The 23,449-nt window shown below is 68.6% G+C and carries 20 protein-coding genes; 7 read left to right on the top strand and 13 right to left on the bottom strand.

Annotated elements, in window-relative coordinates:
- Positions 1 to 29 precede the first annotated feature (29 nt).
- The 6 genes from QRN16_RS12180 to QRN16_RS12155 form a co-directional block, all read right to left on the bottom strand.
- Positions 30 to 1,496, bottom strand: a complete 1,467-nt coding sequence (locus QRN16_RS12180; protein WP_285187037.1) for a hypothetical protein — start codon at positions 1,494 to 1,496, stop codon at positions 30 to 32.
- Entirely contained in the window at positions 1,493 to 2,023 is a 531-nt protein-coding gene (locus tag QRN16_RS12175) for a signal peptidase I (protein ID WP_285187036.1), read from the bottom strand. Before QRN16_RS12175 ends, QRN16_RS12180 begins: the two co-directional genes overlap by 4 nt.
- A 48-nt stretch (positions 2,024 to 2,071) precedes the next feature.
- Positions 2,072 to 2,659 (bottom strand): hypothetical protein, encoded by a 588-nt coding sequence (locus QRN16_RS12170; protein ID WP_285187035.1) that lies wholly within the window; start codon positions 2,657 to 2,659, stop codon positions 2,072 to 2,074.
- A 108-nt stretch (positions 2,660 to 2,767) separates the two neighbouring features.
- A complete protein-coding gene (locus tag QRN16_RS12165; RefSeq protein ID WP_056443308.1) occupies positions 2,768 to 3,439 on the bottom strand; it encodes a SipW-dependent-type signal peptide-containing protein in 672 nt (223 codons plus the stop codon).
- A 342-nt stretch (positions 3,440 to 3,781) separates the two neighbouring features.
- Positions 3,782 to 5,305 carry a catalase gene (locus QRN16_RS12160; protein ID WP_285187032.1) on the bottom strand — a complete coding sequence of 508 codons (1,524 nt, stop codon included), beginning with the start codon at positions 5,303 to 5,305 and terminating at the stop codon, positions 3,782 to 3,784.
- Between the two features lie 161 nt (positions 5,306 to 5,466).
- On the bottom strand, positions 5,467 to 6,552 hold the full coding sequence (locus tag QRN16_RS12155; protein WP_222633314.1) for an SMP-30/gluconolactonase/LRE family protein: 1,086 nt from the start codon (positions 6,550 to 6,552) through the stop codon (positions 5,467 to 5,469).
- Positions 6,553 to 6,752: 200 nt separating this feature from the next.
- Between QRN16_RS12155 and QRN16_RS12150 the strand changes: the two genes are divergently transcribed.
- Positions 6,753 to 7,901 (top strand): hypothetical protein, encoded by a 1,149-nt coding sequence (locus tag QRN16_RS12150; RefSeq protein ID WP_027506657.1) that lies wholly within the window; start codon positions 6,753 to 6,755, stop codon positions 7,899 to 7,901.
- 72 nt (positions 7,902 to 7,973) lie between these two features.
- Here the strand turns inward: QRN16_RS12150 and QRN16_RS12145 are convergent, their stop codons facing one another.
- The 4 genes from QRN16_RS12145 to QRN16_RS12130 form a co-directional block, all read right to left on the bottom strand.
- Complete coding sequence (locus QRN16_RS12145) at positions 7,974 to 9,680, bottom strand: GMC oxidoreductase (RefSeq protein ID WP_222638969.1); 1,707 nt, start codon at positions 9,678 to 9,680, stop codon at positions 7,974 to 7,976.
- Complete coding sequence (locus tag QRN16_RS12140; RefSeq protein ID WP_502944002.1) at positions 9,677 to 11,152, bottom strand: flavin-containing monooxygenase; 1,476 nt, start codon at positions 11,150 to 11,152, stop codon at positions 9,677 to 9,679. The genes QRN16_RS12145 and QRN16_RS12140 overlap by 4 nt, the downstream gene beginning before the upstream one ends.
- A 56-nt stretch (positions 11,153 to 11,208) precedes the next feature.
- A complete protein-coding gene (locus QRN16_RS12135) occupies positions 11,209 to 11,820 on the bottom strand; it encodes a TetR/AcrR family transcriptional regulator (RefSeq protein ID WP_056443296.1) in 612 nt (203 codons plus the stop codon).
- A 69-nt stretch (positions 11,821 to 11,889) separates the two neighbouring features.
- On the bottom strand, positions 11,890 to 12,972 hold the full coding sequence (locus tag QRN16_RS12130) for a glycosyltransferase (protein ID WP_285187018.1): 1,083 nt from the start codon (positions 12,970 to 12,972) through the stop codon (positions 11,890 to 11,892).
- Between the two features lie 183 nt (positions 12,973 to 13,155).
- Between QRN16_RS12130 and QRN16_RS12125 the strand changes: the two genes are divergently transcribed.
- The gene (locus QRN16_RS12125) at positions 13,156 to 13,353 is read left to right on the top strand and encodes a PspC domain-containing protein (protein ID WP_027506653.1); all 198 of its coding nucleotides are present in this window, start codon (positions 13,156 to 13,158) and stop codon (positions 13,351 to 13,353) included.
- Between the two features lie 291 nt (positions 13,354 to 13,644).
- Entirely contained in the window at positions 13,645 to 14,334 is a 690-nt protein-coding gene (locus tag QRN16_RS12120) for a hypothetical protein (RefSeq protein ID WP_285187015.1), read from the top strand.
- A gap of 77 nt (positions 14,335 to 14,411) precedes the next feature.
- Here QRN16_RS12120 and QRN16_RS12115 read toward each other — a convergent pair whose 3' ends face one another.
- Together QRN16_RS12115 and QRN16_RS12110 are read right to left on the bottom strand one after the other, a co-directional pair.
- Positions 14,412 to 15,455: an aspartate-semialdehyde dehydrogenase gene (locus QRN16_RS12115; protein WP_027506652.1), complete on the bottom strand. Its 1,044-nt coding sequence runs from the start codon at positions 15,453 to 15,455 to the stop codon at positions 14,412 to 14,414.
- A gap of 7 nt (positions 15,456 to 15,462) precedes the next feature.
- Positions 15,463 to 16,728 carry an aspartate kinase gene (locus tag QRN16_RS12110; protein ID WP_285187006.1) on the bottom strand — a complete coding sequence of 422 codons (1,266 nt, stop codon included), beginning with the start codon at positions 16,726 to 16,728 and terminating at the stop codon, positions 15,463 to 15,465.
- A gap of 128 nt (positions 16,729 to 16,856) precedes the next feature.
- On the opposite strand from QRN16_RS12110, the gene QRN16_RS12105 reads away from it, so the two are divergent.
- Positions 16,857 to 18,533 (top strand): FUSC family protein, encoded by a 1,677-nt coding sequence (locus QRN16_RS12105; protein ID WP_285187004.1) that lies wholly within the window; start codon positions 16,857 to 16,859, stop codon positions 18,531 to 18,533.
- 168 nt (positions 18,534 to 18,701) lie between these two features.
- A complete protein-coding gene (leuA, locus tag QRN16_RS12100; RefSeq protein WP_285187002.1) occupies positions 18,702 to 20,522 on the top strand; it encodes a 2-isopropylmalate synthase in 1,821 nt (606 codons plus the stop codon).
- A 48-nt stretch (positions 20,523 to 20,570) separates the two neighbouring features.
- On the opposite strand, the gene QRN16_RS12095 is transcribed toward leuA, so the two are convergent.
- Positions 20,571 to 21,464, bottom strand: coding sequence for a LysR family transcriptional regulator (locus QRN16_RS12095; protein ID WP_027506648.1), 894 nt, complete (start codon positions 21,462 to 21,464; stop codon positions 20,571 to 20,573).
- A 72-nt stretch (positions 21,465 to 21,536) separates the two neighbouring features.
- Between QRN16_RS12095 and QRN16_RS12090 the strand changes: the two genes are divergently transcribed.
- Complete coding sequence (locus QRN16_RS12090; RefSeq protein ID WP_285187000.1) at positions 21,537 to 22,496, top strand: EamA family transporter; 960 nt, start codon at positions 21,537 to 21,539, stop codon at positions 22,494 to 22,496.
- A gap of 38 nt (positions 22,497 to 22,534) precedes the next feature.
- Positions 22,535 to 23,446 (top strand): ABC transporter substrate-binding protein, encoded by a 912-nt coding sequence (locus QRN16_RS12085; RefSeq protein ID WP_285186994.1) that lies wholly within the window; start codon positions 22,535 to 22,537, stop codon positions 23,444 to 23,446.
- Positions 23,447 to 23,449: the final 3 nt, after the last annotated feature.

Below are 23,449 nucleotides of genomic sequence, written 5' to 3'. Positions count from 1 at the left end.
GGGGGACGACAAACGGCGGGAGGGCAGCGTCACGACCGGGTGGCCGCCTCCACCGGCACCGTCTCCCCCGTGAGCGTCCTCGGCGACCAGAGCCCGTCGGTCGTGGCAGCGGCGATGCCAGGTGGCGACAGCGCCACCGGAGTGAAGACGAGGGTGCTGCCGTCCGAACACGTGAAGGTGACCGCATCAGGACCGACGGAGCATTCGAGCCCGTCGGATGTCGTGATCGACGTGATGGGCCCCGCCCCGGAGAACACCGTGGCGGAGGCTGCAGCGGGAGTGGTGGTGGTGGTCGGCGCCGGAGACGTCGTGGTCGTTGCGGCGGTGCTCGACGATGCAGGAATCGTCGTCGCGTCGGTCGGTGACACCACCGAGGACGCCGACGGCTGAGCGCTGGTCGTCGCGTCCGCTGTCGTCGCGTCCGCTGTCGTCGCGGCCGGTGTCGTCGTGACCGGTGTCGTCGCGGCCGCTGTCGTCGCGGCCGCTGTCGTCGTGACCGGTGTCGTCGTGACCGGTGTCGTCGCAGCCGGTGGTTCCGCTGCGGCTACTCGCGCAGATGCGGCGGTGATCGACACGGGCCCGGTCGGTCCGCCTCCGCACGCCGCGTCGACCAGCACCAGGGTGAACCTGATGTCGAGAAGGATGCCCCCGAGCAGTCCCAGCCTCAGGATCCGGCCGTTCTCCAGCACGAGGCTCGAGCGCGCAGACGACGAGTTGTCGACGACACTGCGAAGTGTTCCCGACACGCCAGGCACCACGACGGTGGACCCGCTCTGGGGGAAATCGAACGACACCGTGCCGCCCGCAGGCGGAATCGCGACGGTGTTTCCGCCTCGAACGGTGATCGAACCCCGAGGGTTCAGCGTCGTCACGTTTGCCGCACTCGGAGGGGTTGCCGTGTAGGTCGGCCCGGAGGTGGTCAGGTCACAGGATGCGGCCGATGTCACAGGCGACGGCACCGAGACCACGTCTGTCGACCCCAGGCCGAGAAGCGACAGCAGTGACGCGTACAGCGTGTAGGACGACAGAGTTGCGCGCGCGTTCACTCTCTGCGACGGGACCGTCGTGCACGGTGCCGGCGTGTTCGGCGCCCATCCGTAGGCCGCGCACGACGAGCCTTGAATCGGTGTTCCCGGAGCAGCGCCTCGCGAAGTCAGCTCGTTGGCCAACCCCAGTACCCCGGCGCTGCTGTACGGCCCGGCCGTGGTGCTGGTGACTGTTCCCGGAGCCGCTTGCGATCGCGTCGCTGCCGGTCCGGGCCACGGCGGGTTCGTTCCGCCCGCGAGCAGATCGAATGCGAGACCCGACGCTGAACCGACGCGTCCGATCTCCGCGTACGCGCTTCCGGCGCTGGGCCATGATCCGATCGACACGGTGGCCGCTGCGTGGTCCCGCCCCTGCCAGGCGGCAACGGTGCCATCGGTGTTCGAGACCACCGACACGACCGTCAGCACAGCAGCGATCAGGACCAGTGCCACCGAGCGCGGGCGGCTCACGGTACCGGCCGCTTCGGCGTTCTCGGCCAGAACATCGCCACGACGAGAGCCGCCATCGAGAGGGTCAGAAGCACCAGAACCAGGGGACTCGAGAACCACACCACCACCTTCGCGAGGCCGGGCACCGACCACAGCACCTTGCGCACCTCGGTGACGTCGTATCCGGCCGGATCTTCGTACTCGTTGGCATCGCCCTTCAGCTCGAGGAACGTTGCGCCGTCGCGGCCGGGCGAGGTCTCGACCACACGGTGCGTGACAGGCAGCTCGCCGACCCGTGCGATCGTCACGACATCCCCGGGAACGACGGAGTCCGCAGGTACCTCCCGCACCACCGCGAGTGACCCCGTCGGCATCGTCGGTGCCATCGATCCCGTCTTGAACATGATCAACGAGATGTTCAGGGTGAACGACAGAACCACCAACACGATGCAGACGACACCGCCGAGCGCGAGAACGTTGAGAACGGCGTCACCCAGGCGGGAGAAGGCCGAACGACGCCGAGGGGGCGCTGCGTGACGAGTCGACATGGTGTGAGCACTTTCTGGTGGCGCGAAGGGGTGATCGGACACGTGGACTCAGGCGGTACCGAGGAAGGTCCACGTGGCCCGAAGGGTCGACGACGCGGCCCCGGCGGTCCACACCGCGAGGGTGTCGGGCAGCGTCATCCTGAAGCACAGAGGCACAACGGTTCCCGTGGTCGTCGGCGATCCTGCCGGGAGTACGACGGCCCCGCTCGCCGAATCGGCGGACAACGGGACACCGCCCGTGACCGAGCCGACGACGAACGATGCCGTCGAGGCGAACGAGGTGCTGTCGCACGTGGGCGATCGAACGACTGCGTACTGCAACAACGATGCGAGGCCCGAGGGCACCGACGCCGTGCCGTCGACGGTCACGGCCACCGCCGGCGACCCGGCAACCGAACGCAACGAGATCGCGCCGTAGACCGACTGACCCGGGAGCAGCGGCGCAGCCGGAAGCAGAGAGAGCACGGCAGGCGCGGCCTCCGAGTGGGTCGCGAAGGGCGCCCCGAGCGTCGCCGACTCGAAGCCGAACGGTGTTGTGCTGAATGCCGATCCGCCCAGGACCCGGTCGGTCCACGACGCCGCGACGTCGGTGGCCGAGAGTGCCGCGACGACGAGTCCTACGACCAGACCGATCACGGCACCGAGCCGAGCCCGTCGTCCGACGACGGCGTCGTGCGTCCGCGGTTCCGCCGCAGTGTGCCGAGATGGTGCGTGACGAGACATGGGGTGACGAGGAGCAGCCGATTACGGCGTCGGCACCACGGCCTCGGCCTGGAACTGCCAGGTGACCGTATTGGTGGTCTTACCGGCCGCCTGGTCCGCGGTCACGGTCGCAGGCAGGGTCACGGCGAAGCACAGAGGAAGAGCGGTGCCGGTCTTCGGCAGCGTGATGGCCTTGGAGGCGCTTCCCGTGCCGAGGGCACTGCCGACGGGGACGACACTCGCGCCTCCGGTGATCGTTCCGGCCGCGCAGTTCGCCGCGGTGACGCCGCTGACGACCTGATAGGTGAGAAGGGGTGTCAGCGCCCCCGTCGTCGGCGTGGCCCCTCGGAGGGTCACGGCCGCGTCGTATGCGCCGCCTGCACTGGTTCCCAAGCCGACGCGCAGGGCAACCGGCGCGTACACCGTCGTGCCGGGGCTCAGCGCGGAGAAGCCCGTCGTGTAGTTGAATGTGCCCGCAGTCTCGGCGGTGTTGTATTCCTGCCACGCCCCACTGCCGGCGGCCGAGAAGTCACCCTGCACGTTCCAGTTCTCCGCTGTGAACTGCGCGGTGCCGAACACGTTGTCGCTCCATGCAGCCAATGTCACCGCCGCTCCGACGCCGAGAACCAGCCCGCCCGCGAGGAGCGCTCGAACCTTGCGGCGACGGACATCACGCTGCTCACGCTCTGTCTCGACGGTGAGATCGGTGGTCATGGCAGGTCCCCGTTTCGCTTCGACGAGCCATTACCGCAATGGCTGCGAGCGAACTGTAGATCCATTCTCGAAACCAGACATACCGAACGTTCTTCAACTTCTGCGAACCATTGATCGGTACTCGGGGTAACACAGACCGATCGGGGCGATACGACGAGGCCGTTCGATGAACCGGGCCGGGACGCGAGCCTGTCGGCGTTACCGCCGCCGCTTCGGTGCCCGAAGCAGCGAGCAGGCAGAGAATTCTGGCCACACGTTTCAAACGTGATCTACATCACACACACGGCAGCGCCCGCCGCACCCGATGAGGGTGCGACGGGCGGCGTCGAGAATCGGAGCGGATCAGACCTTCGCGGCCTCGTCGGCCGGGTCGTCCACCGCGCCGGCGCCGGTCGTGGGGGCGGTCTCGCCCTGTCCGGAGCGCACACCCTCCTGGACCTTCTTGCCGATCTCGGGGTCGACGTTGCTCCAGTACTGGAACACCCGCTGCAGCACAGGCTCGGTGACACCGTTCAGCGCGTGGCCGACGATGTTGCCCACGAGACGCTCGCGGGCGTCGTCGTCCATGATCTCGCGCACGAGAATGCCGGCCTGGACGAAGTCGCCGTCCTCGGGATGCTGCACGTACCCGGTGCGCACGAATCGGGGCTCGAAGTCCCAGGCACCGTCGTCGCCGTACGCGTGCGTGTCGGCGGCGGGACCACCATACGAGTTCGGGGCGTACACGGGCGTCTCCGCGGAGTTGTAGTGGATGTTCATCGCACCCTCCTTGGAGTAGGAGTTGATCTCCGCCTTCGCCCGATTGACCGGCAGCTGCGCGTAATTGGTGCCGATGCGGTACCGGTGCGCGTCCGCGTAACTGAAGATGCGTCCGAGCAACATCTTGTCCGGGCTCGCACCGATGCCCGGCACGAGGTTCGACGGCTCGAACGAGCTCTGCTCGATCTGGGCGTGGAAGTTCTCCGGGTTCTTGTTCAAGGTCATCGTGCCGACCTCGATCAACGGGTAGTCCTTCTGCGACCAGACCTTGGTCAGATCGAACGGGTTGTACCTGTACGTCTCGGCATCGTCGTACGGCATGATCTGCACCTTGACGGTCCAGCTCGGGAAGTCGCCGTTGCGGATCGATCCGAACAGGTCCTGACGATGATGATCGGGCGACGTGCCCGCCAGCTCGTCGGCCTTGTCCTGTGTCAGGTAGTCGATGCCCTGATCCGTCTTGAAGTGGAACTTGACCCACGACTTGGTGCCGTCGGCAGCGATGAACTGGTACGTGTGCGAACCGAAACCGTCCATGTGGCGGAACGACTTCGGGATTCCGCGGTCACCCATCAGCCAGGTCACCTGGTGTGCCGACTCGGGCGACAGGGTCCAGAAGTCCCACTGCATGTCGTTGTCTCGGAGACCGGAGTCGGGCATGCGCTTCTGGCTGCGGATGAAGTCCTGGAACTTCAACGGATCGCGCACGAAGAACACCGGCGTGTTGTTGCCGACCATGTCCCAGTTGCCTTCGGTGGTGTAGAACTTCAGCGCGAAACCGCGGGGGTCGCGCCACGTGTCGGGGCTGCCCTGCTCGCCCGCGACGGTGGAGAAGCGCGCCAGCATCTCGGTCTTCGCGCCGGGCTGGAACACCGCCGCCCGCGTGTACTGCGAGATGTCACCGGTGACCTCGAACGTGCCGAAGGCGCCTGCACCCTTGGCGTGCACCACACGCTCCGGGACCCGCTCACGGTTGAACTGCGCCATCTTCTCGATGAGGTAGTGATCGTGCAGCAGGATCGGTCCCTGCGCACCCGCAGTGAGGGAGTGCTCGTCGCTGGGAACCGGGATACCGGCGTTGTTGGTCGTGGGCCTCGGCTGTGTCATGAGTCCAGTGCCTCCTGTTCGTGGCAGACGCGAAGCGTCGCGGTGTGACGCAGAACGTCCGTCGTACCCGCATACCCGGGCATCGACTCGCGCACACGCAGAATGTCGATCCGTTCCAGTATGACCCCTTTTCTGGAATCAGTCCAGTTAAGTTCGTGGTGTCAGGGCGTCGGGTACAGGAGGGGCAGTCCCCGCTCCCCCACGCCCAACTCCTGGATCGACCACTCGCGGGGGTCGATCGCGTACTGGGAATGGTTGGTCGCCAACACCGACGTGCCGCGGAAGGCCAACGATGCGGGAGTGACGAGAGGCACCGCCAGCGCCGCCCTCGCTTCGGGGGACGGGAGCGCGCCGACGACGCCACGTCCGGGCTCCACGATCTCGACGTCGTTGATGATCGGGTTCGCGACCGCCACGTAGACGCGGCCCGACTCCCCGATGGCGATGCCGTCACCCTGTGACGTCGTGGCGATCTCCTCGCGAGTACCCGGACCACCGTTCCCGTCGACGCCGAGGCGGAACAGCTTCCCGCGGAAGATCGACGGGTCCGCTGTCAGGGAGATCGTGACCACGAAGACGAGGCGGCCCTGCGCGTCGAACTGCATGCCGTTGACGCTGTACAGCGACACGAAATCTGGACTCTGGTACCAGATCCGAGCCTCACCGCCGCCGGCGGGCACCTTCCAGATGGTGGCCTGGTTCAGATCGCTCACGTACAGATTGCCCGCCGCGTCGAACACCGGGTAGTTGGGCCACGCGGGTCGATCGACAGGGCTCGGCTCGCACGGGACGATCCCCCGACCACAGGACGGCAGATCGGGGAACGTCGCGTAGACCGACTGGGCTCCCGATGCAGGATCGAGTCGTACCGCACGCGCACCCGACCAGTCGAGCGCGTACACCCGGCCCGCACCGTCCAGCGCGATGCCGTTGACCCCGTGCTCGGCGTCCGGGGAATGCCCCACGAGATCGTAGGTGCCGATCAGTGCACCGGATCCGTCGTGATGCCAGACCGTTCCCGTCGATCGGGGCCGATTCGATCCCGTCCACACGCTGCCGTCGGACGGATCGACGGCGATGCCCTCCGGCTGTCCGGGCAGCGGAAGCTCGGAGAACGTTCGTGCGCCACCGGGCGCCGGCGACGGTTGTACGGCGGGATCCGCACTCCCCGTGGCACTCCCGAACACGGTCATGGCGGCCACTGCCACCACGGTGACCATGACTCTGGTCAGAGAGAACGTCGACACGTCAGGAGCCCCCCGGCACGAATTGCGCAGCACTGTGCTGCTCCGGTGGACACTACGGTCAGTCCGACCGTCCCCTCGTGTCCACTCGTCCAGGGCCGCGTAGCGGGCATTGTGCCAGGTCACACACATGTCGGAGATGGGGGATTCGTGTGGCACTCTTCGGTCGTCGAGATGGCAGCAGTTCTGGGGGGAATACAACAATGCACAGTCGTTCGAGCAGATCCGGTCTTCTGCGGCGGGCGGGACTCGTCGCCGCTGCGGCCGTCACCGCGGTCGCCTCCTTCACGGGCACCGCCTCGGCCGACCCGGGACCGGTGGCACCGTCGACCCTTCTCGGATCGATCAGCGACGGCCCCGGCCAGTTCCACGTCTTCCGCACGGTGGACAGCGGCAATCGGCCGACTGCCGAGGACACCGCGCGGTGCAACGCCCAGTACGGCGTTCCGGCCCAGTACCTCCTCGTCGAACGTCTCGACGCCCGTATGTACACGTTCCAGTCGGACCCCGCGTCCGGCGTGCTGACCGCCGAGACGGCGCGCAACGTCGGACCTATCTACGTGTGCGACGGGCTGGGGCTCGACGGAACCCAGATCCTCGACCAGTGGGGCACTCTCGACGCTCCCGGCCTCGGCCGTCTCGACATGCGCGGACCGTGCGGCTTCGAGCTCTACCCCGGATCGCCCGGACGCGGCGCCGTCGACTGCGTTCTCCGCATCCAGCCCAACGCGTCCGGTGTGAGCGCCGGTGTCGCCACCAGCAACTCGGTGGCCAACCCGTTGCGTCTGCCCGGTGGACGCACCGGATCGGTGTGGACGCTGTACTCGCTCGGCGAGGGCACCGCGCCCGTCGATTCGGCTCCGCCCGCCGGAATCCCGCAGCCGACGGGCCCGATCGCCTACAACGTGACACGCGAGGTGAACTCCCGATCGGTGGGATCGTCGCCGTCCTGTGCGGGAGGCGAGCGCACCACCGAACTGCACGCGGCGAGTGTGGATCCGGCCACGGGCGCGGCCTCGACCTCGCCCAGCGAGATCACGGCCGCGACGGCGCGTGTCTGCTACTCCCCGACGGCGCAGCCCGAATTCGGTGCTGCCCTGACCGTCACGTACGACAACCTGCCCGGTGGCCCGCTGACGGTCGAGGGACGCGGTCAGTGCCGCCAGAACTCGCTGCCCGGCATCGCCGACGTGCAGCAGAGTTGCGGCCTCACCCTCCCGCCGAACCCCGCACGCGGACTGGCCGGCGGACAGGTGACCATCAACGGACTGGTGCCGGCCGGTGACCCGGCAGGGTCCGCCAACTCGGCGATCTGGACCACCTCGCTGCTGGGACCCATCTCCGGCAAGTGACCGAACGGGACAGGCCCCGATCTCCGCGAGGAGGTCGGGGCCTGTGTCGTCTCGGGGTCGAGCCCGCGCGAGTCAGCGGTTCCGACCCACCACGGTGAGCGGGAGTCGCAGTGCGCCGGGTGCTTCGGCGGGAACCACGGGAGCGACGGGGCGGACCGGGGCGAGGGGTTCGTACCCTGTGCCGACCGGCGGACGCTGATCGTTTTCTCCCTTGTTCGGCCACAGGGCCATCGCCCGCTCAGCCTGGGCGGTGATGGTGAGCGACGGATTGACGCCGAGGTTCGCGCTCACGGCCGATCCGTCGACGACGTGCAGACCCTCGTGCCCGAACACCCGGTGGTACGCGTCGATGACGCCCCGTTCCGGCGTCGCACCGATGACACAACCACCGAGGAAGTGCGCGGTCATGGGAATGTCGAACACGTCCGCGAACGAGCCACCCGGGTCGCCGCCGATCTTGTCCGCGGCCTTCCTGATCGCGATGTGCCCCTCCGGGATCCACTTCGGCGGCGGGCTGCCACCTCCCGGGCGGGAGGTCAGACGCCGACCGAATCGACCTTTCCTGGAACCGAGTTCCAGCGAGTTGTCGTCGGTCTGCATGACGAGCGCGATGACGGTGCGTTCCGACCAGTTCTTCACCGACAGGCTACGCACGGTGGCGGCCGGATGGCGCAGCGCGACGCCCAGCGTCTTCAGCGGTCGCGGCAGCCTGCCGCCGCCGTCACTGAGAACGGTCTGCAACAGTCCGATGGCGTTGCTGCCCTTGCCGTATCGCACCGGCTCGATGTGCGTGTGATCGTTGGGGTGGAACGACGAGGTGATCGCCACGCCCTCCGTGTAGTCGATCTGCCGGTCACGCGCCGTCGCGGCCAGCACCGCTTCGGAGTTGGTACGCACCACGGACCCGAGCTTGTCCGACAGGTGGGGCAGATTTCCGGTCTCCTTCATCGCCAGCATCAACTTCTGGGTCCCGTAGGTGCCGGCGGCGAAGACGACGTGGTCGGCCGTCATCACGGTCTCCTTGCGCCGCAGCTTCGCACCGGTGCGACGCGTCCGCACCTCGTATCCACCGCCCTCGCGGGGACGCACCGAGGTGACCGTGGTCAGCGGATGCACCATGGCACCGGCTTTCTCGGCGAGGTAGAGGTAGTTCTTCACCAGGGTGTTCTTGGCGCCGACACGGCAGCCCGTCATGCACGCACCGCACTCGGTGCAGCCTGTCCGGGTGGGTCCGACGCCACCGAAGAACGGGTCCGGGACGTCGCGACCCTTCTGCCCCGGCTGACCGAAGAACACGCCGACCGGTGTGGTGCTGAACGTGTCACCGACGCCCATCTCCTCGGCGATGTCGCGCATGACCTTGTCCGCGGGGGTGATGGTCGGGTTGTCCTCGACGCCCAGCATCCGACGCGCCTGCTTGTAGTACGGCGTCATCTCCGCTTCCCAGTCGGTGATGTCACCCCACTGCGGATCCTCGAAGAAGCGGCTCGGGGGCTGGTACAGAGTGTTCGCGTAGTTCAGCGATCCGCCGCCGACACCGGCTCCGGCCATCACCAGGACATTGGGGAGCAGGTGGATCCGCTGCAGTCCGTAGCACCCGATCATGGGCGCCCACAGATACTTCCGCAGTCGCCAGCTCGTCTTGGGCAGCTCGTCGTCCTCGAAACGACGACCGGATTCCAGGACACCGACTCGGTATCCCTTCTCGGTCAGACGCAGGGCGGAGACGCTGCCGCCGAAACCCGATCCGACGACGATGACGTCGTAGGTGTTCTTCATATTGCTGCCTTCTCCGACGGTGTACTTCCCACAGTTCGGCCGACGTCCGGCCCTCCGCGCGCCCGCATCGTGCGGTAGTTCTCGATGTCGAACGCGGCGGTCGCCTTGCGGAACTTCCACGTGAAGGTCGGCCACATGGCCGAGTTCCGTCCACTCGCGTCCAGGTACCAACTCGAACACCCACCGGTGTTCCACACCGTGCCGGCCAGGTCGGCGTCGAGAGACGCGTTCCACTCGTCGACCGCGGACGGACTCACGTCGACGGCATCGACGCTGCGACGCGTCATCTCGCGCAGAGCGGATTCGACGTACGCCGACTGGGACTCGAGCATGTAGACGATCGAGCTGTGTCCCAGGTTGGTGTTCGGCCCGTACATGAGGAAGAGATTCGGGAAGCCGGCCATCGTCGTACCTCGGTAGGCGCGCGGGCTGCCGCCCCACCTCTCGGCGAGAGTTCGACCGTCGCTGCCGCGCAACAGATGTGCGACGGGCGGCTCGGTGGGGGTGAAGCCGGTACCGAAGACGATGGCGTCGACCTCGCGCTCGCGTCCCGCGGCGTCCACCACACCTGTCGGCGTGATCGAGGCCAGACCGCTGTCCACCAGTTCGACGTCCGGTCGCTGCAACGTGTCGTACCAGTCGTTGGACAACAGCATGCGCTTGCAGCCGATGGTGTAGCCCGGCGTGAGGCGCTTCCGGAGTCCGCCGTCGCGCACTTTCAGTCGGAGGAAACCCGTGGCGATCGTGTGCGCGATCGACAGAAGCTTGGGCCGCTTGGCCATCATCTCGACGTACATCTCGCGGTACGCGTAGATCGCACCGCGCTGCGCCTCGAGTGTCCACGGCGCGCGGCGGTAGAACCATCGCTCGATCGGGCCGCGCGTGCGATCCATGCGCGGGATCACCCACGCCGGGGTGCGCTGGAAGACGTGCAGCTGCGACGTGACCGGGGCGATCTCGGGAACGAACTGGATGGCCGACGCACCGGTGCCCACGACGGCGACACGCTTGCCGCGCAGGTCGTAGTCATGGTCCCACGTCGCGGAGTGGAAGGTGTGGCCGGCGAATGTATCGAGGCCCGGCACGGCGGGCAGCTTCGGCGTCGAGAGCGTTCCCGTGGCCGCGACCAACACTCGGCAGGTCAGATCACCCTTCTCCGTGGTGACGTCCCAGACGCAGCGTTTTTCGTCCCACTGCGCCCCGAGCAGCGCGCAACCCGTGACGAGACGGTCTCGGATCCCGAAGTCGTCGGCCACCCCGCGCAGGTACCGATGAATCTCCGGTCCACGAGCGAAGGTGTGGCTCCAATCGGAGTGCGGGGCGAAGGAGAACGAGTACAACGACGTCGGAACATCGCACGCGACACCGGGATACGTGTTGTCGCGCCAGGTCCCACCGACGTCGTCGGCACGCTCGATCACGAGCACGTCGGCGGACGGGTCCTCGCGGAGCACCCGCGCCGTCACACCCATACCGGCGAATCCCGATCCGACGACGAGAACATCGACGTGCGCGGGCAGTGTGGTCGTCACAGCTCCGTCACCGCCCGCTCCCACTCCGGCAACAATCGTGCACGCATCGCGTGTTCCTCCTCGGGGGTTCGGAAGATGGCCGACACGGCCATCCCTCGTGCGAGTTCGATACTCAGGTCGAAGGCAGCGGGAGACATGCTGTCCCCGTAGAGCTCTCGGCCGCCTTCCTGCAACACCTCGGTCACTCGACGCTCGAGTGGTTCCACCGCGGCGTGCAGTGCCGCATCCGTGCGGGCGGCGACCCACAGTTCGAGCGCCGCGTGGAACAACGGGCCGGAGAAGGCGTCGAGCAGGAGCGCCGGGCCGACGGGCCCACCGCGGTGGACCCCGACCAGCTCGTCGAGGCGTCGCTCGACGAGCCGCTCGACGGCCGCCACGACGAGCGCTTCCTTCGTCGGGAAGTGGTGGAGCTGAGCACCGCGGGACACACCGGCCCGACGTGCGATCTCCTGAGTGCTGGCGCGGGAGTATCCGACGTCCACCAACGTGTCGATGGCGGCGTCGAGAAGCTTGGCCCGCGTGCCGGCGGTGCGCTCGGCCTGCGTCCGGCGGGCGGGCTGGGCAGCCGGCTCGGTCACGGCGGTGGTCTCGGTCACATCTGCGACCATATCGGCTTTCTTACAAACAGTCCAGACTGAATGTAAGTGAGTTAGCCGGAGTTCAGGGCGGGCCGACCGTCACCGCCCGGACAGGACCTCGAGCATCGATTCCACCGCCGTCGGCCAGCCGTACTGCTCCGCCCTCGCCCTGGCCGTGGGCCGTCCGCCCGAGGGGAGCGCCAGGGTCGCGGCGATGCCCTCGGCGAAGTCGCGAGAGCGATTGGCCACTGCTGCGCCGCAGTCCGGGGTGACGATCTCGGCCAGCGCGGACGTTCCCGAGACCACCGCGGGTGTGCCCGACGCCAGTGCCTCCAGCGCCGCCAGCCCGAACGTCTCGTGCGGTCCGGGAGCGACCGCCACGTCCGCCTCGGCGAGCAACCGTGCGACGCGCTCGCGGTCGGAGACGAACCCGGCGAAGTGCACGGGCAGACCCTCGGCGCGCCGCTCGAGCGCGGACCGCCGCGGACCGTCGCCCACCACCACCAGGCGTGCGTCGATGCCCTCGCGGCGCAGGTGTGCCAGGGCGTCGACGCTCCGCTCGGCGTGCTTCTCCACCGACAGCCGTCCACAGTGCACGAGCCGGATCATCCGTCCCTCGTTGCGATGGCGACGCGACGGGTGGAACAACTCGAGGTCCACCCCGAGTGCGATGCGGTGCGCGTCTGCGCCGATCCGGTCGAACTCCTCCTGCGCGAACGCGGTGGTGCACACCACCGCGTCGTGACCGAGGACGGACCGCCGGTTGGCGACGTCCGCCGCCGCGCGCGCCACCGGGACGGGCAACACCTGTCCGAGCAGTCGGTCCAGCCTCTCGTGGGAGATCATCACGCTGCGAATCCCTCTGTGGCGCGCCCACGTTCCGAGGCCACGCAGGGTCAGGCGGTCCGAGATCTCGAGCACGTCCGGTCGCAGACTCGCCGCGACGTCGGCCGTCACGGACGGCCTCGCCACCCGGTAGCCACCGGTCATCGGGAGCCGGGTGGACGGGACGGTGATGCGATGCACCCCGGTGGCGGACATCGTCTCGGAGTGGACGTCGCCGGGCACGATGACCGTCACCTCGTGGCCGCGAGCGACATAGCCGGCTCCGAGTTGGTCCACGGCCGTCCGCAGACCGCCCGAACGAGGTCCGTAGAAGTTGGCCACCTGCACGATGCGCATGCGGCCCAGTGTCGAGGTGAGCCGTGTACGGACGAGGACCGCGCCGAGAACGTCGCACGAACACTCACGTCGAGCATTCCCCGTCGTCGCACGACGGCGGCACGGGAACCCGGCACCGGCGCCGCACGTTGCCGTGGTGTCCGACCCGCGACGACACGTCACCGACGAAGAAGAGGTCCCACGATGACCAGCCCGGCCCGCAGGCTCACCCGTTCACGTCAGAGCAAGCTCATCGCCGGAGTGTGCGGCGGTCTCGCCGAGCGCTTCGGTCTGAGCGCAGGGCTCGTGCGCCTGCTGTTCGTCCTCTCGTGCATCCTTCCGGGACCGCAGTTCGTGATCTACCTGGTCCTGTGGATCGCGATCCCCAAGTCGTCATACTGATCGTTCGATCAGTTCGAGAGTGAGTGCACATCGGGCGCCGTTCCCGTGGTGGGTTCGTATTCCGATCACCGACAACATCTTTGACCAACGGTTGGACAGGGTCTACTTGCGGCACGACTGACCTGCACCTACTGTCGAAGTCGATTCGTCGCACGTGCGGTGTCGTCACCTCGTCCACCGTGCGCTCACGTCGAAGTGCGAGGCGTTCGAGCCCCGGGGCGCCCGGCACCACACGGCCACTCTCGAGCAGGCTGTTCGCCACCACCCTGGCGCGCGGCCGGCAAGGACACGATGTCTTACCACGGCGGTTTCCCGCACCACGGTGATCCTTCGGGCCGCGGCGCTCGACCTCGTCCGGGCACTCTCCCCGGTCCCGATCGCGCCCGCGGTCGCTACACGTGGCGCTATCTCGACACCGACGACGCCGCCCGCCTGTGGGACGAGGTGACCGACTGGGTGTGGTGGCTTCGTGACCGCTACGAGCTGACCGAGCGCATCCCCCGCTGCTGGTACCGGCACGGACCGGTGGTCGAGGAGTTCACCGCCGTGTTCGCGTCCTGGAGCGAGGCCTACGGCGGCGAGAGCGGACTGTCCCGCTGGCATTCACAGGACCTGTGGCCACTGATCGAGCGGCTCGAGGTGATCGCCGGATTCGAACAGTGTCAGGCCGACGGGTGCTCGCACGACTCCGGCTTCCTCCACGCTCCCGAGGGCACCGAGGCGGTCATGGAGCCGCTGGTCGACCCGTCGGGCCGCGATGCCGACGAGCCGGTGTCCACGGTCGATGCGATGGTGGTCGGTGTCGTCGACGAGAGCGTGATGCTCTCGGCCGTGGTCAGCGGCGAGGCGACAGCGCTCGACGCCGGTCTCCCCCACGGGCGCTACCGACTCGACGGACGCCTGTGGACCTGGAGTTCGATCCTGGGTGGGTACGTGCCGTCACGCGACACGCACCGCACCCTGCGCGCCCTCGAGAGCTGAGCGCGCGGGACCGAATCCGACCGGCCTCCGGCCTCCGGCCTTCCCGCCGAACCCGACCGGCCTCCGGCCTTCCCGCACTACCGAACGAAGAGTTCGGCGATCTGAATCGTGTTGAGGGCAGCACCCTTGCGCAGGTTGTCGCCGGACACGAACAGCGCGAGTCCGCGACCGTCCGGCACACCGGGATCCTGCCGGATGCGTCCGACGAGCGACTCGTCGGCGCCGGCCGCCTGCAGAGGCGTCGGCACGGCCACCACGCGCACGCCGGGAGCCGACGACAACAGTTCCGTCGCACGCTCCACCGACAGCGGATTCGCGAACTCGGCGTTGATCGACAGCGAGTGTCCGGTGAACACGGGCACGCGGACGCAGGTTCCGCTGACCAGGAGATCCGGCAGACCCAGGATCTTGCGGGACTCGTTGCGCAGCTTCTGGTCCTCGTCCGTCTCGCCACTTCCGTCGTCGACGAGAGAGCCCGCGAGCGGCAGGACGTTGAACGCGATCGGCGCGGTGTAGACCGTCGGATCGGGGTACGCGACGGCGCTGCCGTCGTGCACCAGCTTCTCGGCGTCGGCCACCACGGCACGCGCCTGCGTCGCCAGTTCCTCGACACCGGCGAGACCGCTGCCGGACACGGCCTGATAGCTCGAGACGATGAGCCGCTGCAGCCCGGCCTCGTCGTGCAGCACCTTGAGCACCGGCATCGCCGCCATGGTGGTGCAGTTGGGGTTCGCGATGATGCCCTTGACGAGATTCTTCGTCGCCTCGGGGTTCACCTCGCTGACCACGAGCGGGACGTCGGGATCCTTGCGCCACGCGGAGGAGTTGTCGATGACGGTGACGCCGGCGGCGGCGAAGCGCGGCGCCTGCTCGCGGGACATGGTGGCGCCGGCCGAGAACAGCGCGATGTCGAGCCCGGTGGGATCCGCGGTGGACGCGTCCTCCACGGTGATCTCGCCGTCGCCCCACGGCAGGGTCTTGCCGGCGGACCGGGCGGACGCGAAGAAACGGATCGAGGCGACGGGAAACTTACGCTCCGCCAACAGGGTTCGCATGACGGCGCCGACCTGGCCGGTCGCGCCGACGACTCCGATGTGAAGGCCGGTGGAATTCGTGGTCATGATGCTCCTACCTTCCGGTTCCGCCGTGCACGACGGCGATCTCGTCGCCGCCGAGGCCGAAGGCGGCGTGCAGCACGCGCACGGCCTCGTCGAGCTCGGAGTCCTTGGTCAGCACGGAGATACGGATCTCCGAGGTGCTGATGAGGTCGATGTTGATGCCCGCGTCGGCGAGCGCTTCACAGAACGTCGCGGTGACGCCGGGGTGCGACTTCATGCCGGCGCCGATGAGCGAGACCTTGCCGATGTGGTCGTCGTAGAGCACCTTGGTGAAGCCGATCTCGCCCTGCAGCTTGGTCAGCTTCTCCACCGCGGTGGGTCCGTCGGCCTTGGGGCACGTGAACGTGATGTCGGTCTTGCCGGTGTCGATGCGCGAGACGTTCTGCAGCACCATGTCGATGTTGATCTCGGCGTCCGCGACGGCCCGGAAGACCTTGGCGGCGAAGCCCGGCTGATCGGACAGGCCGACGACCGTGACCTTCGCTTCGCTCCGGTCGTGCGCGACACCGGTCAGAATGGCTTCTTCCACTGGAATGTCCTCCATGGATCCGGACACGATGGTCCCTGGCTTGGTGGTGTACGACGAGCGGACGTGGACGGGAACGTTGTAGCGGCGGGCGTATTCCACGCACCGCAGCATCAGGACCTTGGCGCCGCACGCCGCCATCTCGAGCATCTCCTCGAACGAGACCTTCTCGAGGTGACGGGCGTCGGGAACGATGCGTGGGTCGGCGGTGAAGATGCCGTCGACATCGGTGTAGATCTCGCAGACGTCGGCGTTCAGCGCGGCGGCGAGCGCGACGGCGGTGGTGTCCGACCCACCGCGCCCGAGCGTCGTCACGTCCTTGCTGTCCTGGCTGACGCCCTGGAAACCGGCGACGAGGACGATCGAGCCCTCGTCGAGTGCGTCGCGGACACGGCCGGGCGTCACGTCGATGATCTTGGCGTTGCCGTGCACGCTGGTGGTGACGACGCCGGCCTGCGATCCCGTGAAGGATCGGGCCTCGGCGCCGAGGGAGTGGATGGCCATGGCGACGAGCGCGTTGGAGATGCGTTCGCCCGACGTGAGCAGCATGTCCATCTCGCGCGCGGGCGGCGCGGGGCACACCTGGTGCGCGAGGTCGAGCAGTTCGTCGGTGGTGTCTCCCATCGCGGAGACGACCACCACCACGTCGTGGCCCTTGCGCTTGGTCTCGACGATCCGTTCAGCGACGCGCCGGATCCGCTCGGCGGTCGCCACCGAGGATCCTCCGTACTTCTGAACGACGAGTGCCACGCTGGTGCTACCTCCCGAGTCGAGAACGTCCCGCTGGACATCCACTGGTGCGACGGGTGCCGCCGGAACGGTCAGCAGCCTACCGACCTGCGGGGGTCCGGGGGGAATCGCGTGCCTACCATCAGGTGGTGACAGCCCCGGACCCGTCCGCTCTACCGCCTCGTCCTCGGCGCCGACGACTCTTCGTCGCGGTGCCGTCGGTGGGGCCGCGCTGGCCCGGCGGCCTCCGCGCCGCGCTCGCGTTCGGTGTTCCGGCACTCGCGCTGCTCGCGCTCGGTTTTCCCACCGAGGCCCTGCTGACCGCGGCAGGCGGGTTCGCCGTCGTCTACGGCGAGGGCCGGCCGTTCCGGTCCCGCTGGTCGGTCGTCCTGTGGGCCGGTCTCGCGCTCGTGCTGTCCGCCACCGTCGGCGGCCTCGTGGGCCAGTACGGCGACCCGCGGAACTCCGTGGTGGGCGCCGTCCTCGTCGTCGTGGTGCTCACCGTCCTGGGCACCGTCGCGACCTTCGTGGTGGATGCGCTCCGTCTCGGACCGCCCGGTGCCTTCTTCTTCGTCCTGACCTGCGCGATCGCCACCATCGTCCCGCAGAGCGGGGTGACGGCGTGGGTCAACTCCGCCTGCGTCGCGCTCGGAGCGCTGTGGGCCCTGGTCGTGTCGATGGCACCGGCACTGCGCGACGCGTCGAAACCGGAACGCGACGCCGTGGCAGCCGCCGAGCGGAGCGTGACCGACTTCGGTGAGGCGCGCACCGCGGGCGATCCCGCGGTCGGTGCCCGGCACCGCGCCGCCGTCGCGGTCGATCGCGCCTGGGCCGCGCTGCACGACGCCGGGATACCGGCTCGCCGGATCGACGATCCGCTGGTCCTGCGACTACGGAGGGTCCACCTCGACTTCGCGCGCATCATCGGCGACGCACCGCTCGATCCCGAGCACGCGTCGGACACCGTGCACGTCACTCCGGATCACACGCCCTCCGTCCCGATGTCGCGCCCGACGATCAAGTTCCGGCTGGTCCGGGCCCTGCACGTCGATTCCCACGCCACCACCACGGCGCTCCGCGTCTTCTGCGCATCCGCGGCCTCGGGCGCGATCGCCGTCGTCGCCGGGCTCGGGCGGCCCGACTGGGCTGTCATCGGCGCGGTCCTCGTGCTGCAACAGGGCCTCGACCGACCACGAGGTACCGTCCGCGCCCTGCACCGCCTGGTGGGCACGGCCGTCGGAGTGGTGCTCTTCGCCGTCGTCTTCTCACTGTCACCGAGCGGGTTCGTGCTGGTCCTGCTGCTGATGGCACTGCAGTTCCTCATCGAACTGGTCATCGCTCGGAACTACGGCATCGCCGTCATGTTCATCACGCCCCTGGCGCTGCTCATCGGCGGCGCGTCCCATCCGGGTGCGCAGGCGTGGCCGCTCGCGACCGAGCGTCTCGTCGAGACGAGCATCGGTGTGCTGTGCGCGCTGGCGTCGATGTGGGTGGTCGCTCGTCACGCTCATCGGCGGTGCCTGCTCTGGTGCGACGGGCGCGTTCTCGACGCCTGTCGCCGGACGGCGGATCTGCTGCGCACCGTGACACCCACCCATCCGGACGCCATGACCGCGCGGCGAGACGTGCAGTTCGAGCTCGTCGGGGCCGCCTTCGCCGCCGAGCACGCCGTCAGCGACGACCGGGAGTGGACGTCGGCGAGGTGGGAGTCGCACCTGCGAGTCGACGCGGCCGGGTACGACCTCCTGTCCGCCTGCTGGCGCACCGCGGACGGCGCCATGCTGGCGGAACCGGAGCGGTGGAAGGACGTGGCACCGCGCCCGTGAGACGTGCCGGTGTCGTCCGCGCGGGCGACGGAGTAGGGTGACCCGCATGTTCGGCGCCGGGTTCGCCCTCCTCCTTCGTCGCCGCGACGGGGTCTGATTCACAGACCGGCTCCCTGTCGCGGGTCTTTTCGGCGCCGGTCGTCCCCTTCCTCACAACGGAGATCATCGATGTCACCCGCCGACGCTTTCGTATCCGGCTCACGCACGGTCACCACCCCCACCAAGCCTGCGCCCGCCGATCAGCCCTCGTGGAACACCCAGAAGAACTCGTCGATGCCGACGTTCCGGTACCGGTCGTTCGCCGAGGAGGTCGAACCGCTCACCCTCCCCGACCGCACCTGGCCGGACAAGGTCATCGATCGCGCACCCCAGTGGTGCGCCGTGGACCTGCGTGACGGCAACCAGGCACTCATCGACCCGATGAGCCCCGCGCGCAAGCGCCGCATGTTCGAACTGCTGGTTCGTATGGGCTACAAGGAGATCGAAGTCGGTTTCCCGTCCGCGAGCCAGACCGACTTCGACTTCGTCCGCGAGATCATCGAGGACGGTGCGATTCCCGACGACGTCACCATCCAGGTGCTCACCCAGTGCCGGCCGGAACTGATCGAGCGCACGTTCGTCGCGTGCGAGGGCGCCCGCAGCGTCATCGTCCACTTCTACAACTCCACGTCGATCCTGCAGCGCCGCGTGGTCTTCCGCGCGGACCGCGACGCCATCGAGAAGATCGCGACCGACGGTGCCCGCAAGGTGCTCGAGGAGGCGACGAAGTTCCCCGACACGCACTGGCGCTACGAGTACTCGCCCGAGTCCTACACCGGCACGGAGCTCGAGTACGCCAAGAAGGTCTGTGACGCGGTCACCGAGATCATCGCTCCCACACCGGAGAACCCGATGATCCTGAACCTGCCCGCGACCGTCGAGATGGCGACCCCCAACGTCTACGCCGACTCCATCGAGTGGATGCACCGCAATCTCGAACGTCGCGACTCGATCGTGCTGAGCCTGCACCCGCACAACGACCGCGGGACCGGCGTCGCCGCAGCCGAACTGGGCTACCAGGCCGGCGCCGACCGCATCGAGGGTTGCCTCTTCGGCAACGGTGAGCGCACCGGCAACGTCTGCCTGGTCACGCTGGGCCTGAATCTCTTCACTCGCGGAGTCGACCCGCAGATCGACTTCTCCAACATCGACGAGATCCGGCGCACCGTCGAGTACTGCAACCAGCTGCCCGTCCACGAGCGCCACCCGTACGGCGGCGACCTGGTCTACACCGCGTTCTCCGGCAGCCACCAGGACGCCGTGAACAAGGGCCTCGACGCGATGAAAGTGTCTGCGGACGAACAGGATCAGGACGTCGGCGACGTGCTGTGGCAGGTTCCGTACCTGCCCGTCGACCCCAAGGACGTCGGCCGCACGTACGAGGCCGTGATCCGCGTCAACTCGCAGTCCGGCAAGGGCGGCGTCGCTTACATCATGAAGTCGGACCACGGGCTGGTGCTGCCGCGTCGACTGCAGATCGAGTTCTCCTCGGCCGTGCAGCGCGTCACCGACGGCGAGGGCGGCGAGGTGTCGCCCAAGGCCATGTGGGACGTGTTCTCCGAGGAGTACCTGGCCCCGATCGTTCCTCTCGAGCGCATCCGGCAGCGCGTCACCGCGGCCGAGGAGGACGGCGGAATCGACTCGATCTCCGCGATCGTCAAGGTCGACGGCGCCGAGCAGGAGATCACGGGCGACGGCAACGGTCCACTCGCCGCCTTCGTCGACGCGCTGGGCTCCATCGGGTACGACGTCAGCGTCCTCGACTACTCCGAGCACGCCATGTCCGCCGGCGACGACGCCCAGGCCGCGGCCTACGTCGAGGCGGCCGTGCGGCTGCCCGGCGGCGGCGAGACCATCGTGTGGGGTGTCGGTATCGCCACCTCCATCACCACGGCATCACTGCGCGCCGTGGTCTCGGCCGTGAACCGGGCGGCACGATCCGGGGCGTAGCCCTCGTGCGCCTTCTGCGCATCCAGGGATACGCAAAAGGCGCACGGGTCACGCAGTGACCTCCGCGACCCGCGCCGCGAACGCGTCCACCACGGCCCGCACGGCCGGACGCTCCGCGGCGCGGGGTCGTGTCGCCAGGTCGTAGATGCGGGCCGCGCGCACCCCGGCCAACCGGCGTTGCGTGACACCCGGGTGCGTCGAGGCGTGGCGCGGCATCAGCGCGATCCCGTGGCCGTGGGCCACCAGCTCCTCCATGAGCCGGAAGTCGTTGATACGCAGATCGACTCGCGGCGCCACCCCGGTGACCGTCGCGATGGAGAGCAGCACGTCGTCCACCGGGAACCCTCCGCGGACACTGATCCACCGCTCGTCCGCCAGATCCTCGATGTCGACGGCATCACGCTCCGCCAGCGGGTGCCCCGGCGGCAGCACCAGGTCGATGGGCTCGCGCATCAGTGAACGCACCTCCACCCGCTCGGACGCGATGCTCGGTGCGCGCTCGTCCCGATGCGTCAGCACCACGTCGTAGTCCGCGAGCAACGCCGGCACGGCCGACGCGGGCACGTCCTCGTCCCGGGCGTCGACATCCACACCCGCCTCGGTGAGCCGGTCCAGAACCCCCGGCAGCAACAGTGCGGCGCCCGAGGGGAAGAGCGCCAGTCGAACGGTTCCGCGCGCGCTGCCGCGGTACGACGCCATCTCCTCCGACGCCCGGTCGAGGGCGGCGAGCACGTCGTCGGCGTGAGGAAGCAGCGCGCGTCCCGCCGCGGTGAGCCGCACGCGGCGCCCGTCGGGTTCGAGCAGGGCGACTCCCGCCTCCCTCGCCAACACCTTGAGCTGCTGCGACACCGCGGACGGTGTCATCGACAGCGCGTCGGCGGCCGCGGCGACCGTGCCGCGATCCGCCAGCGCCCGCAGGACGCGCAACCGGTCGACATTCATGTAGCAACGCTACAGCTACCGGTCACCACAATTCGATTGTTCTTAGCAGTCGCACCCGGAACACTCGAGGTCATGACCACTCGCGACCGCCTGCTCGGACTGATCGTCGTGGTGGTCTGGGGACTGAACTTCCTCGCCATCCGCGCCGGGCTCGACCAGTTCCCGCCGTTCTTCTTCGCTGCCCTGCGGTTCGCGGTGATCGCCGTTCCGGTCGTCCTCTTCGTCCGCCGACCGACCGTGCCGGTGCGCTGGCTCCTGCTGTACGGCACGGGTTTCGGCCTGCTGCAGTTCGCGTTCCTCTTCGCCGCGATGAACGCCGGTATGCCCACCGGCCTGGCCTCGCTGGTGCTCCAGTCGTCGGCGCCGTTCACCGTCGTTCTCGGCGCGCTGCTGCTGCGGGAGAAGGTCGGGCCGCGCCAGTGGATCGGGATCGGCATCGCCGTCGGGGGCATGATCCTCATCGGGTGGGATCGCGCCCACAACGCCACCCTCCTGCCCGTGCTGCTGACGCTGCTGGCAGGCCTCAGCTGGGCCTTCGGCAATCTCGGAAACCGACTGGCGACACGAGCATCTCGACCGGCCTCCGGCGTTCCCGTCGAGCCGATGCGACTCATGCTGTGGATGACGGTGGTTCCCCCGCTGCCGATGTTCGCGTTGTCGGCCGTCGTCGAGGGTCCGACCACGGGATGGACCGCCATCGGCGACGTGGTGTCGGCCGGGCAGTTCTCCGGGTTGATCGGGCTCGCCTACATCGTGGTCATCGGCACGATCGCCGGCTCGGGACTGTGGACCGTCCTGATCAGCCGCTACCCCGCCGGCGTCGTCGCGCCGTTCTCGTTGCTGGTCCCGGTCGTCGGCATCGGTGCGTCCTGGCTCGTGCTCGACGAGACGCCGAGCGTCCTCTCCCTCGTCGGTGCGGCCGTCGTGATCGGCGGCTGCACGTGGGGTCTGAGCCGCTCGCCGCGATCCGCGACGACCACACCGACCGAGCCCCGGATCGTGACTCCTCCGTCCGGAGCCACCGTCGGTTAGGGTCCCCTCACCATCACTGTGACGGAGGCTCGGCAAGCGTGTTCGGAAGAAGAAGTACTGTCCTGGCGACCCTGCTCGCCGCGACGGCCCTCGTCGCCTCGGCGTGTTCGACCGATGCGACAGCCGAGGACGCCGCGGACAGCACCCGGACCGTGACCCATGCGCGCGGGGACACGGAGGTGCCCTCGTCGCCGTTGCGAGTCGTCACTCTCGAACCCGTCCAGCTCGACACGAGTGTCGCGCTCGGCGTCGTTCCGGTGGGCACGTCGGTGCTGAGCGAGGCGACGGGGGTGCCCCCGTATCTGGGCGACGAGGCGTCGCGCATCGAGACCGTCGGCACCGTCGCGGAGCCTCGCGTCGAGGCCATCGCGGCTCTGCAGCCGGACCTGATCCTGGGAACGGAGACGCGCCACTCGGAGCTGTACGAGCGGTTGTCCGCGATCGCTCCGACGGTGTTCATGGCGTCGCAGAGCGACCCGTGGCAGGACAACGTCCGCCTCGTCGGGCGCGCCCTCGGACGTGACGCGGAGCCGTTGCTGGGCGACTACGACGCGCGGTGCGACGAGATCGCCGACAGGTTCGACACCGCCGGGTCGACGGCGCAGCTCATCCGGCCACGCAACGAGGAGCTCACGCTCTACGGACCGCTGTCCTTCGCGGGCAGCACCCTCGAGTGCGCCGGGTTCACCACGCCGCCCCGCCCGGAGTGGTCGAACGAGATCAGTGTCGACGTCTCCCCCGAACTGGCGACGGAGGCCCGCGCCGATCTCGTGGTCGTGACGTCGGCGACACCGGACGATCCGGCGTCGATGCCCACGTCCGTCACGTCGAACACGACGGCGTTCCCGAATCCGCACCTCGTCGACCAGTCGTACTGGATCACCGGCGTGGGACCTCGCGGCGGACAGGCCGTGCTGGACGACATCGAACGCCTCCTCTCGCAGCCCTGACCT

This window comes from Rhodococcus sp. MEB041, from assembly GCF_030208955.1.
Lineage (GTDB): Bacteria > Actinomycetota > Actinomycetes > Mycobacteriales > Mycobacteriaceae > Rhodococcoides.
The sequence above is the reverse complement of the archived record's forward strand: the minus strand, read 5'-3'. Positions and strand labels throughout refer to the sequence as shown.

Excerpts from the sequence above, each read along its gene's own strand:
- QRN16_RS12175 (WP_285187036.1), bottom strand. The coding sequence starts at position 2,023 with ATGTCGACTCGTCACGCAGCGCCCCCTCGGCGTCGTTCGGCCTTCTCC.
- QRN16_RS12165 (WP_056443308.1), bottom strand. The coding sequence starts at position 3,439 with ATGACCACCGATCTCACCGTCGAGACAGAGCGTGAGCAGCGTGATGTC.
- QRN16_RS12160 (WP_285187032.1), bottom strand. The coding sequence starts at position 5,305 with ATGACACAGCCGAGGCCCACGACCAACAACGCCGGTATCCCGGTTCCC.
- QRN16_RS12150 (WP_027506657.1), top strand. The coding sequence starts at position 6,753 with ATGCACAGTCGTTCGAGCAGATCCGGTCTTCTGCGGCGGGCGGGACTC.
- QRN16_RS12145 (WP_222638969.1), bottom strand. The coding sequence starts at position 9,680 with ATGAAGAACACCTACGACGTCATCGTCGTCGGATCGGGTTTCGGCGGC.
- QRN16_RS12140 (WP_502944002.1), bottom strand. The coding sequence starts at position 11,152 with ATGGGTGTGACGGCGCGGGTGCTCCGCGAGGACCCGTCCGCCGACGTG.
- QRN16_RS12135 (WP_056443296.1), bottom strand. The coding sequence starts at position 11,820 with ATGGTCGCAGATGTGACCGAGACCACCGCCGTGACCGAGCCGGCTGCC.
- QRN16_RS12130 (WP_285187018.1), bottom strand. The coding sequence starts at position 12,972 with ATGCGCATCGTGCAGGTGGCCAACTTCTACGGACCTCGTTCGGGCGGT.
- QRN16_RS12125 (WP_027506653.1), top strand. The coding sequence starts at position 13,156 with ATGACCAGCCCGGCCCGCAGGCTCACCCGTTCACGTCAGAGCAAGCTC.
- QRN16_RS12120 (WP_285187015.1), top strand. The coding sequence starts at position 13,645 with ATGTCTTACCACGGCGGTTTCCCGCACCACGGTGATCCTTCGGGCCGC.
- QRN16_RS12115 (WP_027506652.1), bottom strand. The coding sequence starts at position 15,455 with ATGACCACGAATTCCACCGGCCTTCACATCGGAGTCGTCGGCGCGACC.
- leuA (WP_285187002.1), top strand. The coding sequence starts at position 18,702 with ATGTCACCCGCCGACGCTTTCGTATCCGGCTCACGCACGGTCACCACC.
- QRN16_RS12095 (WP_027506648.1), bottom strand. The coding sequence starts at position 21,464 with ATGAATGTCGACCGGTTGCGCGTCCTGCGGGCGCTGGCGGATCGCGGC.
- QRN16_RS12090 (WP_285187000.1), top strand. The coding sequence starts at position 21,537 with ATGACCACTCGCGACCGCCTGCTCGGACTGATCGTCGTGGTGGTCTGG.